Here is a 15452-nt window from a genome sequence, read left to right as displayed (position 1 = left end):
CCATGACCCGATGAACCAAACACGCAACTTCCTCCTGTTCGCCCTGCTTGCCGTGGCCTATCTGCTGTTCATGGCCTGGGAGAAGGACTACATGACGCCGCCGGCCGCCGCCAGCGGCGTCGCGAGCGCGGCCAGCGCGCCCGGCGTGCCGAATGTCCAGCCCGGCGCACCGGCCATCAGCACCGCCGCCGCTGCAGGCGGCAATGCGCCCGCCACGCTGGTCACGGTCACCACCGACGTGCTGCGCCTCACCATCGACACCCGCGGCGGCAGCCTGGTGCGCGCGCAGCTGCTGGACTACCCGGTGGCGCCGCGCACGCGCAAGGATCCGAACCCCGCGCCGGTCGATCTGTTCGATGACACCGATGCGCATTACTTCGTGGCGCAGAACGGCTTGGTCAGCAGCAGCGATCCGGCGGCGGCGGACCAGCCCAACCATCTCGCCGTGTTCCAGGCCGCGCAGACCGCGTACACGCTGGCAGCCGGCCAGAACGAACTCGACGTGCCGCTGACCTGGCAGGACGCCAAGGGCCTCACGGTCACCAAGACCTACCGCTTCAGCCGCGGAAGCTACGTGATCGCGCTGGACCAGAAGATCGCCAACGGCGGCAGCACCGCCTGGCAAGGCAATGCCTACACCCAGCTCCTGCGCGCCGAGCCGCCGCACACCGGCAACTGGCTGCAGAACCTCTCCAATCCGGAATCGCGCAGCTTCCAGGGCGCGGCCTGGTACACCGGCGAGAAGTTCGAGAAGCTGCCGTTCAAGAATTTCGCCGAACCCAAGGACAAGCTTGATGCCCCGTTCAAGGGCGGCTGGGCGGCGATGCTCAGGCTGTACTTCTTCGCCGCATGGATTCCGCCGGCCGGCGAGATCGCGCACTACGCCACCGACACGGTGAACCCGGGCAGCGAACATCCGCGCTACCTGATCCGCGCGATCGGCCCCACGCTCAGCGTGGCGCCGGGGCAGAGCGCGGACGCCACGGCGCGCCTGTACGTCGGTCCCAACCGGCAGGGCCAGCTGGACGCAGTGGCGCCGGGGCTCGATCTCACCATCGACTACGGCATGTTCAAGGCGATCGCCGTGCCGATGCACGGTGTCCTGTCGTTCTTCCATTCGCTCGTGAAGAACTGGGGCCTCGCGATCATCCTGCTGGTGCTCGCGATCAAGGGCGTCACCTGGAAGCTCACGGCGATGCAGTACCGCTCCAGCGCCAAGATGCGCAAGCTGATGCCGCGCGTACAGGCGCTCAAGGAGCGTTACGGCGACGACAAGGTGAAGCTGCAGCAGGCGCAGATGGAGCTGTACAAGAAGGAGAAGGTCAACCCGATGGCGGGTTGCTTCCCGGTGCTGATCACGCTGCCGGTGTTCTACGGCTTGTTCTATGTGCTGGAGTACTCGCTGGAGTTGCGTCACGCGCCGTTCCTGTGGATGCCCGATCTCAGCGCGCCCGATCCGTATTACATCCTGCCGGGCATCTACGCACTGGTGATGCTGGGCACGCAATGGCTGAACCCGGCTGCGGCGGGCATGGACCCCGCCCAGGCGAAGATGATGAAGGTGATGCCGCTGCTGTTCACCGTCATGTTCGCGTTCTTCCCCGCGGGCCTGTGCCTCTACTACGCAGTGAACGGCCTGGTGGGCCTGGGCCAGCAGTGGTGGATCACCCATCACGTGGACCGCGAGGAAGCAGCGGCCAAGGTTTAGTTCTAGCGATCATCCTGATCGCGACGATCGAGTGAGCGGCCACCCCTGGCTGCACTGTTCGCTAAAGCGGCCGCGCCGGGTACCGGCGCGGCCGTCTTCGTTTACGCTCATGCCATGAACCCGCACAGCCATCCCGCCGACACCATCGCTGCCATCGCCAGCGCGCCCGGCGCTGCCGGCGTAGGCGTGCTGCGGGTGTCGGGACCTTTGGTGCCGGTCATCGCGCAAGCCTTGCTGGGCCGTGCGCCGCGGCCGCGCCATGCGCATTTCGCCATGTTTCGCGACGCGCTGGGCGAGGCGATCGACCACGGCCTGCTGTTGCACTTCCCTGCGCCTGCTTCTTACACCGGCGAGCACGTGCTCGAACTGCAAGGGCATGGCAGCGCGGTGCTGCTCGATGCCTTGCTGCGCCGCGTCTGCGAACTCGGGGCGCGGCTGGCGCGCCCCGGCGAATTCACCGAACGGGCGTTCCTCAACGGCAAACTCGATCTCGCCCAGGCCGAAGCCGTGGCCGACCTGATCGCCGCCCGTTCGCAGGCTGGTGCGCGCGCCGCGCTGCGCTCGATGGAAGGCGTGTTCTCGCAACGCGTCGACACGCTGCTGCAGGCGCTGATCGCCCTGCGCGTGCACATCGAGGCAGCCATCGATTTTCCCGAGGAGGAAATCGACTTCCTGGCCGATCCCGCCATTGCACGGCAACTTGAAAGCCTGCGTGCGGAACTTGCCGGGCTGCTGCGCGAGGCGCAGCGCGGCCTGCGCCTCAACGACGGCTTGCGCGTGGCCATCGTCGGCCGGCCCAACGCCGGCAAATCCAGCCTGCTCAACGCACTGGCCGGCAGCGAGCGCGCCATCGTCACGGCGATCGCCGGCACTACCCGCGATGTGCTGCGCGAGAGCGTGGCGCTGGACGGCATCGCACTGGAACTCGCCGACACTGCAGGCTTGCGCGACACGGACGACGAAGTCGAACGCGAAGGCGTGCGCCGCGCCCACGGCGAATTGCAACGCGCCGACGCGGCGCTGCTGGTCACCGACACGGAACACGCCGCCGCCGACCTCGCCTTGTTCGGCGCCCTGCCCGCCGGCGCCGAGCGCATCGTCCTGATCAACAAGATCGACCTTGCCCACGCCGCGCCACGCGAGGAAGTCCGCGATGGCATCCGCTGGCTGTGGGCCTCGGTGAAAACCGGTGCCGGCCTCGATGCCTTGCGTGAGCACCTGAAACAACTCGCTGGCGCCGGCAGCGGCGAAGGCGGCTTCAGCGCAAGGCGTCGCCACGTGCTTGCGCTCGAAGCGGTACGCGACCATCTCGACCACGGTGCCCACGCGCTCGCCGCAACGCGTGCCGGCGAGCTCGCCGCCGAGGAATTGCGCCAGGCCCAGCACGCGCTGGGCGAGATCACTGGCAGCTACACCAGCGACGATCTGCTCGGTGCAATCTTCGGCTCGTTCTGTATCGGCAAGTGAGCGGCACGACTACCGCGCGAGTACCGCTTCCACAGCGTGCATCGACGGCATGCCGCCTTGCGCTCCCAACTTCGTCACTGACAGCGCTGCAGCGGCGCAGGCTTTGCGCACCGCTGCAGGCAGGCCTTCGTGCAGGAACACCGCCAGCGCCCCATTGAAAGTGTCGCCAGCGCCGGTGGTGTCGATCGCATCGACCTTGAAGCCGGCTTGCTGCACCGGTTCGGGATGCGCATCGTCGCGATACCACGCACCCTCGCCGCCGCGGGTGAGTACCACGGGGCACGGGGCGCGGCGCATCAGTTCGCGGAAATCCGTCTGCGCTTCGGCGCCGAGCGCGGTGGCCAGTTCGTGCTGGTTGGGGGTGAGGTAGCTGGCGAGTCGCAGCCATTCCGTAGGCAGCTTCTCCGCGGGCGCTGGATTGAGGATCACCGGCACGTTTTCGCGCCGGCCGAGGCGCAACGTGGCTTCCACCGTGTCCAGCGGTATCTCCAGCTGCACCAGCACGGCATCCGCCCGGGCGATAGCGGCGCGCGCCGCCTCGACCTGAGCCGGGGTGACGCGGGCATTGGCGGCGGGCACGACGATGATCTGGTTCTCGCCTTCGGCCACCGTGATGGAAGCGCTGCCGCTGCCCACATCGTCGAGCCGGGCGACGTGGTCGAGGGCGATGCCTTCTTTCGCCAGCCCCGCATGCAGCTGGTCGCCGAAGGCATCGCGGCCCAGCGCGCCGATCATCGTCACCGCAGCGCTCAGGCGCGCGGCGGCCACCGCCTGGTTCGCGCCCTTGCCGCCGGGCGTGGTGAAGAAGCGGCTGCCAAGCAAGGTCTCGCCCGGGCCGGGGAAGCGCGGCGCGAGCGTAACCAGGTCCATGTTGATGCTGCCGACGACGACGATACGGCTCATGCGTTTCCCTTGCGCGGCGGTGGTGCCAAAGAGGCAAGAGTAACCAGCGAGGCGGGCAAAGGGGCAAACGGCCGGTAGAGGTCGTGGACGCTGCGCGACCAGCTGTATCAGTCGTCGAAGTTGCTGCGCAGCAGCGCTTCCACATCCTTGCCGCGGCCGGCCAGCACGGCCTTGGCCGAGTACAGCGCAGTGTGCAGCACCTGGCCCGGCTCCACTTTCGGCGGCATCACCAGCTCGTAGCGATTGACCTTGACGTCGAGCAATGCCGGGCCGGGCTGGGCCAGCAGCTCGCGCACGGCCTCCTCCAGTTCGCCGGACTTTTCCACGCGGCGGGCGTGGAAACCGATCGCCTCGGCCACCTTGGCGAAGTCGGGGTTCAAGAGGTCGGTGTAGCTGTCGAGCAGGCCCTCCACCTTCTGTTCCATTTCCACGAAACCCAGCGAGCCGTTGTCGTACACCACCACTTTGATCGGCAGTTTCTCCTGGATCGCCGTGAGCAAGTCGCCGAGCAGCATGGCCAGGCCGCCGTCGCCGCACAGCGCGACCACCTGCCGATCCGGAAACGCCTTCTGGATACCCAGCGCCGAAGGCATCGCGTTGGCCATCGTGCCGTGTACCAGGCTGGTCAGCGTGCGCCGTTTGCCGTTGCTGCGGACGTGCCGCAGCAGCCACACCATCGGGCTGCCGCCGTCGGCGGTGAAGGCGGCATCATCGGCGGCGTGCACATCGATCAGGTGGGTGAGGTATTGCGGATGGATCAGGCCGTCCTTGCCGGGGCGCTCCTGTTCGGCTAGCTGTTGCAAGGTCTTCTCGCGGTGCTTGAGGCAGTTGCGCAGAAAGGCATCCTCTTCGCGTTGTGCGAGTCGCGGCAGTAGCGCCTCGATCGTGGCCCTGACATCGCCCACCACGCCGAGATCCACCGGATGGCGGCGACCGAGGTGGGTGGCGTCGCTGTCCACCTGGATCAGTTCGGCCTCGTGCGGGTAGAACTGGCTCCAGGCGAAATCCGCGCCGAGCAGCAGCAAGGTGTCGCAGGCATCGATGGCGCGGAAGCCGGATTCCACGCCTAGGATGCCGGTCATGCCCATGTCGTACGGGTTGTCCGGTTCGATGAAGTCCTTGGCGCGCGAGGTGTGCACCACCGGCGCCTTCAACTTGTCGGCCAGCGCCCGCACTTCGCTGCCGGCACCCTCGCAGCCGGAGCCGCAGTACAGCGCGATGCGTTTGCCGGCATTGAGCCGTGCGGCGACGGCGCCCAGTTCCGCATCGGACGGGCGCAGCAGCGGTTGTGGCCGGTGCGGGCGGAACGGCAGGCCTTCGTCCACCTCCATGGCGGCCACGTCGCCTGGGACGATCACGACGGCGACGCCGCGCCGGTTCAGCGCCGTCTGCGCCGCCAGTGCCACCACGCGGCGGGCTTGCGCGGGCGAGTGGATCGGCTGGCAGAAGTGGCTGCAGGTTTCGTAGATAGCCTTGAGGTCCACCTCCTGCGGGAAGTCCATGCCCAGTTCGCTGGTCGCGACCTGGGTGGCGATCAGTACCACCGGCGCGCGGTTGCGGTGCGCCTCGAACAAGCCGTTGACGAAGTGCAGGCTGCCCGGTCCGCAGGCGCCGGCGCAGGCGGCCAGGTCGCCGCTGAGCAGCGCATCGCCACCCGCGGCCATCGCGCCGGCTTCCTCATGGCGCATGTGGATCCAGTCGATCTTGCTGCGGCGGATCGCGTCGGTGATGTGGTTGAGCGTGTCGCCGGCGATGCCGTAGCAGCGTTTCACGCCGGCGTCCTGCAGGGTTTCGACAATGATGTCCGCGACTTTCTTCCGGGCCATGGAAGCGGTTCCGTGGAGAGGGACAAGTCGCCGATTCAACGGCAGTGCGCGGAAATTTCGAGTGAACGCCGGAAACGCGGACGCCCGCCGAAAAGGCGGGCGTCCGGGATCATCGGGTTTGGATCGCGTATCGCGGCGTCAGTGCATGTGGCCGATGCCGGCGTCGCCTGGCTCCAGCGCCGGTGCGGGACCGGCCACGGCGAGCAGGGCCTGCGCATAACCGTCGCCGATGCTGAGCGTGGAGACTTCGTCCCAGGCGAAGAACGAGGCCTGGCGCATCCATTCCGCGTCGGGGCTGAGTTCCTGCAGGTAGAAACCGTCGTCGTCGACGCGGACGAGGTGGCCGATGTAGCAGACCTCCTCTTCTTCCTCGGTGTCCACGTGCACGCCGATCACCGCCGACATCGCGCCGGCGGCCTGCACGGCGTCGCGGATCGAATCGAGCGGGAAGCCGCGCGGCAGCTGTGGGGTGATGCCCTTGAGCGCCAGCGCCTTGGCCATGAAGACATGGTGGTGCTCCGGCGATTCAAGCTCGGTGATGTCGCGGTGCCGCATCACGTAGATGCCATCCTCGGTGAGGCCGTCGCCAATCACCCACAGCAGGACGAACTCGCGACCCACGCCGCCCACATAGCCGCAGAAGCTGCCGTGTTCCAGCTCGCCGCGCCACAGGCGCACCATCGTCTGCTGTTGCTGGGCTTCGCGCAGCTGGGCGCGCAGGCCGTTGGTCTTGAACTCGAGAATCTTTGCCATAGCGTGCCTATTTTAGCAGAGCGGCCTCCCCGGCTTGTTTAGAGGATGTTTTCCGGAAATACCGATGAAAAAGCAGTCAAGATGCGCCAAAAGCACGCATCTTGACGTCTTTGGCACGATTCGAACCATGGCTGCGCCGGGTAATGCCAGGTCTCGCCCCCGCTGCGCGCCTTACAGGATGTAGCGGCTGAGATCTTCGTTGCGAACCAGGGTTCCGAGGTTCTTGTCTACCTGTTCGGCGTCGATCAGGTATTTTTCACCGGATTTGTCTGCAGCGTCGTACGAGATCTTCTCCAGCAGCCGTTCCATCACGGTGTGCAGGCGGCGGGCGCCGATGTTCTCGGTGCGCTCGTTCACCTGGTAGGCCACCTCAGCCAAGCGGTCGATGCCGGAGTCGGTGAATTCCAGGCTCACCCCTTCGGTGCCGAGCAAGGCCACGTATTGCTTGGTCAGCGCGTTGTGCGGCTCGCGCAGGATGCGTTTGAAGTCGTCCACCGACAGGGCGCTGAGTTCCACGCGGATCGGCAAGCGGCCCTGCAGCTCGGGGATCAGGTCGGAGGGCTTGGCCAGGGAGAACGCGCCGGAGGCGATGAACAGCATGTGGTCGGTCTTCAGCGGGCCGTACTTGGTGGACACCGTGGAACCTTCCACCAGCGGCAACAGGTCGCGCTGCACACCTTCTCGGCTGACGCCGGCGCCGCCCCATTCGGAGCGCTGGGCGATCTTGTCGATCTCGTCGAGGAAGACGATGCCGTTCTGCTCGGCGGCTTCCACCGCCTGGGCGCGGATCTCCTCGTCGTTGAGCAGCTTGCCGGCTTCCTCCTCGACCAGCAGCGGGCGCGCCAGCTTGATCGCCAGCTTGCGATGCTGGGTCTTGGCGCCGCCCAGGTTCTGGAACATCTGCCGCAGCTGCGCGCCCATCTCTTCCATGCCTGGCGGCGACATGATCTCCACGCCCACGTTCATGGCGAAATCCAGCTCGATCTCGCGTTCGTCGAGGGCACCTTCGCGCAGCTGCTTGCGCAGCTTCTGGCGGGTGTCGCTGTCCGCGGCAGGCGTGGGCGATGCGTCGTGGCTCCAGTCGCTTGGCGTCTGCCGGCGCGGCAGCAAGGCGTCGAGGATGCGGTCTTCGGCGCGGTCCTCGGCCTGCGTGCGCACGCGCTTGATGGCCAGCTCGCGGGTCAGCTTGTAGGCCACGTCGGCGAGGTCGCGAACGATCGACTCCACATCCTTGCCCACATAGCCCACTTCGGTGAACTTGGTGGCTTCCACCTTCACGAACGGCGCGTTGGCCAACGTGGCGAGGCGGCGCGCGATCTCGGTCTTGCCGACGCCGGTGGGGCCGATCATCAAGATGTTCTTCGGGGTGATCTCGTTGCGCATCGCCGGCTCCAGCTGCATGCGCCGCCAGCGGCTGCGCAACGCCACCGCCACGGCGCGCTTGGCGTCGTGCTGGCCGATGATGTAGCGGTCGAGTTCGTTGACGATTTCGCGGGGAGTCAGTTCGGACATGAAGTCACCGGAAGGATGGAGTGCGCGCGGTGCGCGGACAAAGGACGGCGGAACGAAGGCGGCGCGCGGCGCTTACAGCTCTTCGACCGAGGTGTTGTGGTTGGTGTAGATGCAGATGTCGCCGGCGATCTTCAACGCCTTCTCCACGATGGTGCGTGCGTCGAGCTCGCTGTTCTCCATCAATGCCAGCGCGGCGGATTGTGCGTAGGGTCCGCCGGACCCGATTGCGATCAGGCCGTGCTCGGGTTCCAACACGTCGCCATTGCCGGAGATCAGCAACGAAACTTCCTTGTCGGCCACCGCCAGCATCGCTTCGAGGCGGCCCAGGCGGCGGTCGGTGCGCCATTCCTTGGCCATCTCCACCGCGGCGCGGGTGAGGTTGTTGCCGTGCTTGTCCAGTTTCTGCTCGAACAGTTCGAACAGGGTGAAGGCATCGGCGGTGGCGCCGGCGAAGCCCGCCAGCACGTTCTGATCCTTGCCCAGCCGGCGGATCTTGCGCGCATTGGCCTTCATCACGGTGTTGCCGAAGGTGACCTGGCCGTCGCCGCCGATCACGACCTTGCCGTTGCGGCGCACGCTGACGATGGTGGTGGCGTGAAAGGATTCCATAAAAGCTCCAAGGTTGAGCGAACGACATGGGGCCGGCTCACCAAAGCTTCAATGCGGAGCGAACACGCTGGCACGTTCGCCTCCTCTCCCCTTTGGGGAGAGGATTGAGATGAGGGGCGAAGCTGGCGACGGCTCTCATCGAAGCGAATCTCAATGAGGCCCCGCGAGCACCCTCCTCTCGCCCCCCAACCTTTCCCGCTCCTCAGCGCCGGCGTCGTCCATGGAGTCTTCCCGCGCACTCCTCGTCGGGGAGAAGGGTCAAACGCGGAAAGCGTGTCTACTTTTTCCTGGCGCGCGGATGCGCCGCGTCGTACACCTTCGCCAGGTGCTGGAAATCCAGATGCGTGTAGATCTGCGTGGTGGCGATGTCGGCGTGGCCGAGCAATTCCTGCACCGCGCGCAAGTCGCCGGAAGATTCCAGCATGTGGCTGGCAAAGGTATGGCGCAGCAAGTGCGGGTGCAGGTGTTTGGCGAAGCCGTGCGCGAGCGCGAGCTTCTGCAGTCGCGCCTGCACGGTGCGCGGGCTGATCGGTGCGCTGCCGCGACCGCGGAACACCGGTGCTTCCGGGGTCTTGTCGGCGGCCTCGCCCAGCGCGCGCAATGCGGCCACGGCGTGGCGGCCTACTGGCACGATGCGCGTCTTGCGGCCCTTGCCCAGCACACGCACTTCGCCGCCGTCGAGGTCGAGGTCGCCCCAGCGCAGGCCTACCAGCTCGGACAGGCGCAGGCCGGAGGAATAGAACAGCTCCAGCATCGCGCGGTCGCGCACGCCCAGTGCGCCGTCGCCGCCCGCTTCCACCAGGCTGGCGGCCTCGTCCACGTCCAGCACCACCGGCAGCTTGCGGTGCACCTTGGGGCCGCGCACGCCGGCCAGGGGATCGTGTGCCAGCGCGCCTTCGCGGCTGAGCTGGCGGAACAGGCTGCGGCAGGAGGACAGCAGGCGTTGCAGGCTTTTCGGCGCCAGCCCCGCGCGATGCTGGGTAGCGACGAACTGGCGCATGCGGTTCGGTTCCAGCGCCGCGAAATCGCCGATGCCCTGCGCTTCCATCCAGCCCAGCAGCTTGGCGAGGTCGCGGCGGTAGCCGTCTACGGTGTGCGGCGAGGCCTGCCGTTCGCCGGCGAGGCGGACCAGCCAGGTCTCGACCTGTTGTGCCGGGGTCATCAGAGCAGGCTCTAACTCAAGCCAGGTCGTGCGCCCGCGCCAGTGCGGCGGTGACGGTAGCGGCGATCATCTTGAGGAACAACGTGCCCATGCCGGGCTGGAAGCGGTCCGGATCGTGGCTGCCGATCGCGAGGATGCCCGCTTCGCCCAGCGGCATCAGCGCCGCCGAACGGATCGCCGGCGCCTCGTCGCCGAACAGCCGCGCCAGCTTGTCGGGCGACAGCCGGCCGGAAACCGGTTCGTGCCGCTGCAGCACGTCGGCCAGCTCGGGCAGTTCCGCGGCGCCGCCGCCCACCTGGCGTAGCCAGTCCGAGCGCGGCAGGTCCGCGTTGTTGCCGAACAGCATCAAGCGCACCTGCTCGGTGTGGAAATCCTCGCTGAGTCGCGCCATCACCGTACGCGTGGTCACTTCCAGCGTGTTCGCGCGCAGCAGCGCCACAGTGAGCGCGTGCACGCGCTCCATCAGTCGTTCGTTGTCGGCGGCGATCGCGCTGAGTTCGGCGAAGCGTCGTTCCAGCTCGGCATTCTTTTCGCGCAGCTGCTGCAGCTGGTAGGCGGCCAGCGAGGCCACCGCGCCCTGTTCGCGCGGCATGGTGAGCAAGGCGGCCAGCTCGGGGTAGTCGCTGAGGAAGGACGGATGCTCTTTCAGGTAGGCCGCGACGGCGCCGGCCTCGGTGGCGTCATCGGGCAGGGGGGCGTTCATGCGCGTTTACCTCGGGCCGGTGCGTGAGTGCCCCGAGTGTGCGATGGACGCGCCTGCCGAATCAATCGGCGAGCCACGTGCCATCGAATACGAACGCGGCGGGACCGGTCATCCACAGCGTGTGGCCGGGGCCGGGCCAGGCGATGCGCAAGGCACCGCCCGGCAGATCCACCTGCACCTGTTCATCCACCTCGCCGCGCCGGCGCAGGACTGCCATCGCCGCACAGGCACCGGTGCCGCAGGCCTGCGTCCAGCCTGCGCCGCGTTCGTGCACGCGCAACGCGAGATGGCCACGGTCGAAGCGTCGCACGAAACCGGTGTTGGCGCCTTCGGCGAAGCGCGGATGCGTGCTGAGCGCTGGACCCAGCCGTTCCGGCAAGCGGTCGGCCAGCGTGTCCGCCATCACCACTGCATGCGGATTGCCCATCGACACCGCGCCGATCTCCAGCGCGCTGCCGTCGACGTCGATCAGGTATCGATCCGTTTCGGCCTCTGCCGCGAACGGGACTCGCGCCGGCGCGAATGCCGGTTCGCCCATGTCCACGGTGACTTCATGCGGGGTAAGCAGGCGCACCGTCACCGGACCGGACGGGCTCTCCAGCCGCACAGCCTCGCCCAGTGCCAGCGCGCCAGCGCGATGCAGCCAGGCCGCCACGCAGCGCACGCCGTTGCCGCACTGGCCCGAGGGCGAGCCATCGGTGTTCCAGATGCCGTAGTAGAACGCGCAGCTGGGATCGCGTGCCGGTTCCACGCTCAGCAGCTGGTCGAAACCCACGCCGGTGCGGCGGTTGGCCACCGCGCGGATGCGCGCCACATCCAGTGTGAACGGCGTGGTCCGGCAATCGAGCACGACGAAGTCGTTGCCGAGGCCGTGCATCTTGGAGAAGCGCAGCATCGGTGCGCTCAGTGGGTGGCAGCCGGCATGGCGCTGCTGGTAGCGGGCGCCGGTGCCGTCTGTGAAGTGGCCGGAGCGGGCTGGGGCTTCGGCGGCACATAGACCGGCGGGTTCGGATTGTTCGGCATGTACAACGGGCCCTTGTTGCCGCAGCCGGCAAGCATGGCGGCGGCGAGGCAGAGCGGCAGCAGCAGCGGACGGCGCATGGTCGGGTACCAGTGAAGGAGACGGGCGGCGCGCTCGACGCTTGTGGCCGTCGAAGGCGCGCACGGCAGTATAGCGAGCGTGCCGCCGCGGCTTATCATGCATCGGCCTTTCCCCGGAAATCCCCATGAACCCGATCGAGCTGCTGCGCCTGCCCGCCACCGTGCTGCTGGTGCTGGCGGCGGTCTTGCTGCTGCTGAGCCTGCTGCAGCTGCTCACGCTGCGTCGCCGCCTCGATGCCGGCGCGCGGCTGGCTGCGAGCGGGCATGCGCTGCTTTGTGCGGCGTGCTTCGCGCTGGCCGTGCTGCTCGGCGTCAGCGGCTGGGCCTTGCGCGGCTACCGCCTGCTGGGCGAGGAGTCCCCGGTCGTCGACATCGATGCGCACATCCTTTCGCCGCAGCGTTGGGCGCTCACCTTGATCTGGCCCGATGGCAGTACGCGCGAGCTGCAACTGGCGGGCGACGACTGGCGCGTCGAGGCGGTGGTGCTGAAGTGGAAACTGCCCGCCCAGCTCGCCGGTCTGTCGCCGCTGTACCGGCTCGACCGCATCGACGGCCGCTACGACGACCCTGCCCAGGAGGCGAGCGCGCCGCGTACCGTGATCGGCCTCGGCTCCGCCGACGGCTTTGATCTTCTCGACCTGCACCGGCAATACCCGCGCACCTTGCCGATGGTGGATGCGGTCTACGGCAGCGGCGCTTTCTTGCCGCTGGTCGACGGCGGCCATTACAGCGTGACCCTCGCACGCGACGGCGCGCTGGTGGCGCGGCCGGACGCGGCGACGCAGCAGCGCATCAGCTCGCCCTTGGGAGGTTAGCCGGCGCGCTGTTGCAGGAACGCCAGCACGCGCTGCATCAGCAGCGCGGTGGCCGCTGGATCGTGTTCGCCGAAGCTGCGGTCGGCGAAAAGCTGCCGCTCGCGCGGGTAGAGGAACAGCTCCGCCGTGTCGACTGTCCGGGCAACTTCGCGGGCCACGTCGACGTTGCCCAGCCGGTCGTTCGCCGCTGTGCGTCGATGCGCGGGCGCCGCGCACCATCCGGCGGACAAATGCGGCGCAGGAACTTGAATCGCGGCCGCGCTAGATTCGCCTCGCCACGAGGGGCGGCCACGGCTTGCGCGCTCGGGCATCCACTCCACCGGGGAAATGCACATGAAGAAGCTCGCAGGGGTCGTCCTGACCGCCACGCTGTCGCTGGTCGCCGTCGCCGTGTTCGCCGGGCAGCCGGTCCGCGATGTCAGTGCCCATCGCCACCCGAACATCGCCGCGGCGCAGCGGCTGACCGACCAGGCCTACCAGCGCATCGCCGCCGCGCAGCAGGCCAACGAATGGGACATGGATGGTCATGCGGCGAAGGCCAAGGACCTGCTCGATCAGGCCAACCGCGAACTCAAGGCGGCGGCGGAAGCGGCGAACCACAACCGCAAGTGATGGTTGCGCCGCAAGCTTGAACCACACGGCCTTGCCGCGGGCGCGGCAAGGCCGTGCGGGATGTCATGCATCCTGCATGACCAGCAGCTTTTCGTAGCGCCAGGCGTCGGCGCCGTCCTCGTAGTAGCCCGCGGCGTGGCCGATGCGGCGGTAACCCAGCCGCTCGTACAGGCGCGCGGCGCCGTGGTTGTCGGCCCGCACTTCCAGCCGCAGCGCACGGCAGTGTCGACGGCGCGCCAGCCGTTCAGCGGCGTCGAGCAAGGCACTGCCCACGCCCTGACCGCGCGCCTCGTGGTGGGTGGCGATCGAATACAGCCGCGCCACGCCGCTGCGCTTGCGGAAGAACAGCACCGCAGTGCCGAGGAAGCGGTGCGGGCCGGTGCTGGCGACCAGCACCTTGGCGCTGTCGCTGTCTAGATGGCGGCGGAATTGCGCGCGGCTCAGCCGGTCGCTGTCGAAGCTGTGCTCCTCCAATGCCACCAGGTCGTCGAGGTCGGAGAGTTCGGCGGAACGGATGCGCACGGCGGCGGCTGGCGTCATGGATCACGGCCTCGTGTGGCGGAGGGTGCGGCCGGTCGCGCGGCGGGGCCGGCGACCGGGGCGGACTGTAGTGCGCCATCACCAGTGCGGCAATCGCGCCGCGGCGCGGGCACTCAGAAAAGGTTCAGTGCCACGGCCCGTGGCGCGGCTGCGCTGTGCGACACTGCGCGCTCGCGCTCCCCGCCGCCCCGCACGCGGGGCGTTCCCGCAATCGCAAGCCTGAGTGGTGACATGGCCCGTCTGGTCATCGTGGTCGAGAAAGCCTCTGACTGGGGCTCCTACTACCCGTCCGTGGACGTGGTCAGCGCCATGGACTACCTGCGCGAGCCGGCGGGCAGCGACGACGAGCGCACCCACGTGATCAACCTGTGCCGCAGCTACAAGTACCTGGGCACCGGCTACTACGTGTCGCTGCTGGCCGAGGCGCGCGGGCACAAGGTGATGCCCTCGGTGCGTACGATCAACGATCTGGGCCGGCGTTCGCTGTACGGCGTGGACATCGACGACCTCAACCAGAAGCTCACCCACTTCCTGCCCGCCGGTGGCCGCGACACTACCGACTTCGGCATCCTGGTCTACTTCGGCGAGACCGCCTACCCCGCGTTGCAGGATCTGTCGCGGCAGGTGTTCGAATCCTTCCCTTGCCCGCTGCTGCGCATCGAATTCGAGCGCGACCGCGTGTGGCAGGTCAGCTCGATCAAGCCGGTGGGCCTGCACACGCTGGACGACGCCCAGGAAGACGCGTTCGCCGAGGAGCTGGATCGCTTCTCGCGCAAGCTGTGGCGCAAGCCGCGCGCGCGCAAGCTGTACCGCTACGACCTGGCGATGCTGGTCGACCCCAACGAGCAGATGCCGCCGTCGAACCGGAAGGCGCTGAAGCAGTTCGTTGCCGCCGGCAAGGAGCTCGGCATCGAGGTCGACACCATCGGCAAGAACGACTACCAGCGCCTTGCCGAATACGACGGCCTGTTCATCCGCGAGACCACCGCCAGCGACAACCACACCTACCGCTTCGCCCATCGTGCGGAAAAGGAAGGCATGGTGGTGATCGACGACCCGGCCTCGATCCTGCGCTGCACGAACAAGATCTTCCTCAACGACTTGATGGTCTCGCGCAAGCTGGCCGTGCCGCGCACCGAGATTCTCTACCGCGACGACAGCAGGGGCATGAAGGAAGTCGCCGCACGGCTGGGCTACCCGCTGGTGCTGAAGATTCCCGACGGCTCGTTCTCGCGCGGCGTGGTCAAGGTGGAGAGCGAGGCGGCGCTGGACAAAGCCAGCGGCGAACTATTCCAGCACAGCGCGCTGCTGCTGGCGCAGGAATACGTCTACACCGAATTCGACTGGCGCATCGGCGTGCTCAACCGCGAGCCGCTGTACGCCTGCAAGTACTACATGTCGCGCGGGCACTGGCAGATCTACAACCACGCCGCCAAGGGCGACGCGAAGTCGGGTGGTTTCGAGACGCTGCCGGTGGACCGTGCGCCGTCCGAGGTGGTGAAGCTGGCGCTCAAGGCCACCAGCGCGGTGGGCCACGGCTTCTACGGCGTGGACCTCAAGCAGGTCGGCGACAAGCCGGTGGTGATCGAGGTCAATGACAATCCCTCGATCGATGCCGGTGTCGAAGACGCGCATCTCGGCGGCGAGCTGTACCTGCGCGTGATGCAGGAATTCCTGCGCCGGATGGAACGCAAGCGGCAGGGCATCGGCCATTAGATGGTCGCCGCCCGCCGCATCCCTG

Annotated in this window: 16 protein-coding genes; 5 read left to right on the top strand and 11 right to left on the bottom strand. The window is 67.7% G+C overall.

The genetic code is table 11. The annotated features are described in order from the left end of the window. Positions 1–10 precede the first annotated feature (10 nt). Positions 11–1708, top strand: a complete 1698-nt coding sequence (gene yidC, locus ISP14_RS12075; protein WP_404540100.1) for a membrane protein insertase YidC — start codon at positions 11–13, stop codon at positions 1706–1708. Positions 1709–1822: 114 nt separating this feature from the next. Continuing rightward, positions 1823–3175 (top strand): tRNA uridine-5-carboxymethylaminomethyl(34) synthesis GTPase MnmE, encoded by a 1353-nt coding sequence (gene mnmE, locus ISP14_RS12070; protein WP_404540097.1) that lies wholly within the window; start codon positions 1823–1825, stop codon positions 3173–3175. Between the two features lie 9 nt (positions 3176–3184). Here mnmE and rbsK read toward each other — a convergent pair whose 3' ends face one another. From rbsK to lptM, 9 genes are all read right to left on the bottom strand, one after another. Continuing rightward, on the bottom strand, positions 3185–4078 hold the full coding sequence (gene rbsK / locus ISP14_RS12065; protein ID WP_404540094.1) for a ribokinase: 894 nt from the start codon (positions 4076–4078) through the stop codon (positions 3185–3187). A 107-nt stretch (positions 4079–4185) separates the two neighbouring features. Further along, positions 4186–5904 (bottom strand): thiamine pyrophosphate-dependent enzyme, encoded by a 1719-nt coding sequence (locus ISP14_RS12060; protein ID WP_404540092.1) that lies wholly within the window; start codon positions 5902–5904, stop codon positions 4186–4188. A 138-nt stretch (positions 5905–6042) separates the two neighbouring features. Next, positions 6043–6657 (bottom strand): hypothetical protein, encoded by a 615-nt coding sequence (locus tag ISP14_RS12055; RefSeq protein ID WP_404540090.1) that lies wholly within the window; start codon positions 6655–6657, stop codon positions 6043–6045. A 171-nt stretch (positions 6658–6828) separates the two neighbouring features. Continuing rightward, positions 6829–8169 carry an ATP-dependent protease ATPase subunit HslU gene (gene hslU / locus ISP14_RS12050; RefSeq protein WP_404540086.1) on the bottom strand — a complete coding sequence of 447 codons (1341 nt, stop codon included), beginning with the start codon at positions 8167–8169 and terminating at the stop codon, positions 6829–6831. Positions 8170–8241: 72 nt separating this feature from the next. Next, the gene (hslV, locus tag ISP14_RS12045; protein WP_404540081.1) at positions 8242–8778 is read right to left on the bottom strand and encodes an ATP-dependent protease subunit HslV; all 537 of its coding nucleotides are present in this window, start codon (positions 8776–8778) and stop codon (positions 8242–8244) included. A gap of 277 nt (positions 8779–9055) precedes the next feature. Further along, on the bottom strand, positions 9056–9940 hold the full coding sequence (locus tag ISP14_RS12040; protein ID WP_404540078.1) for a tyrosine recombinase XerC: 885 nt from the start codon (positions 9938–9940) through the stop codon (positions 9056–9058). Positions 9941–9956: 16 nt separating this feature from the next. After that, entirely contained in the window at positions 9957–10643 is a 687-nt protein-coding gene (locus tag ISP14_RS12035) for a DUF484 family protein (RefSeq protein ID WP_404540075.1), read from the bottom strand. 61 nt (positions 10644–10704) lie between these two features. Further along, entirely contained in the window at positions 10705–11538 is an 834-nt protein-coding gene (gene dapF, locus ISP14_RS12030) for a diaminopimelate epimerase (RefSeq protein WP_404540073.1), read from the bottom strand. Positions 11539–11546: 8 nt separating this feature from the next. After that, complete coding sequence (gene lptM / locus ISP14_RS12025) at positions 11547–11744, bottom strand: LPS translocon maturation chaperone LptM (RefSeq protein WP_404540070.1); 198 nt, start codon at positions 11742–11744, stop codon at positions 11547–11549. A 125-nt stretch (positions 11745–11869) separates the two neighbouring features. On the opposite strand from lptM, the gene ISP14_RS12020 reads away from it, so the two are divergent. Beyond that, the gene (locus ISP14_RS12020) at positions 11870–12559 is read left to right on the top strand and encodes a hypothetical protein (RefSeq protein ID WP_404540067.1); all 690 of its coding nucleotides are present in this window, start codon (positions 11870–11872) and stop codon (positions 12557–12559) included. On the opposite strand, the gene ISP14_RS12015 is transcribed toward ISP14_RS12020, so the two are convergent. Further along, entirely contained in the window at positions 12556–12717 is a 162-nt protein-coding gene (locus ISP14_RS12015) for a hypothetical protein (protein WP_404540065.1), read from the bottom strand. The genes ISP14_RS12020 and ISP14_RS12015 overlap by 4 nt on opposite strands. Positions 12718–12892: 175 nt before the next feature. Between ISP14_RS12015 and ISP14_RS12010 the strand changes: the two genes are divergently transcribed. Further along, a complete protein-coding gene (locus ISP14_RS12010; RefSeq protein WP_404540062.1) occupies positions 12893–13171 on the top strand; it encodes a hypothetical protein in 279 nt (92 codons plus the stop codon). A gap of 63 nt (positions 13172–13234) precedes the next feature. On the opposite strand, the gene ISP14_RS12005 is transcribed toward ISP14_RS12010, so the two are convergent. Continuing rightward, on the bottom strand, positions 13235–13711 hold the full coding sequence (locus tag ISP14_RS12005; RefSeq protein ID WP_404540060.1) for a GNAT family N-acetyltransferase: 477 nt from the start codon (positions 13709–13711) through the stop codon (positions 13235–13237). Positions 13712–13942: 231 nt separating this feature from the next. Between ISP14_RS12005 and ISP14_RS12000 the strand changes: the two genes are divergently transcribed. Further along, on the top strand, positions 13943–15427 hold the full coding sequence (locus tag ISP14_RS12000; RefSeq protein ID WP_404540057.1) for a RimK family protein: 1485 nt from the start codon (positions 13943–13945) through the stop codon (positions 15425–15427). Positions 15428–15452 lie beyond the last annotated feature (25 nt).

The organism is Dyella agri (assembly GCF_044904705.1).
GTDB lineage: Bacteria > Pseudomonadota > Gammaproteobacteria > Xanthomonadales > Rhodanobacteraceae > Rhodanobacter_A > Rhodanobacter_A agri.
This window is presented reverse-complemented; position numbering and strand designations above follow the sequence as displayed.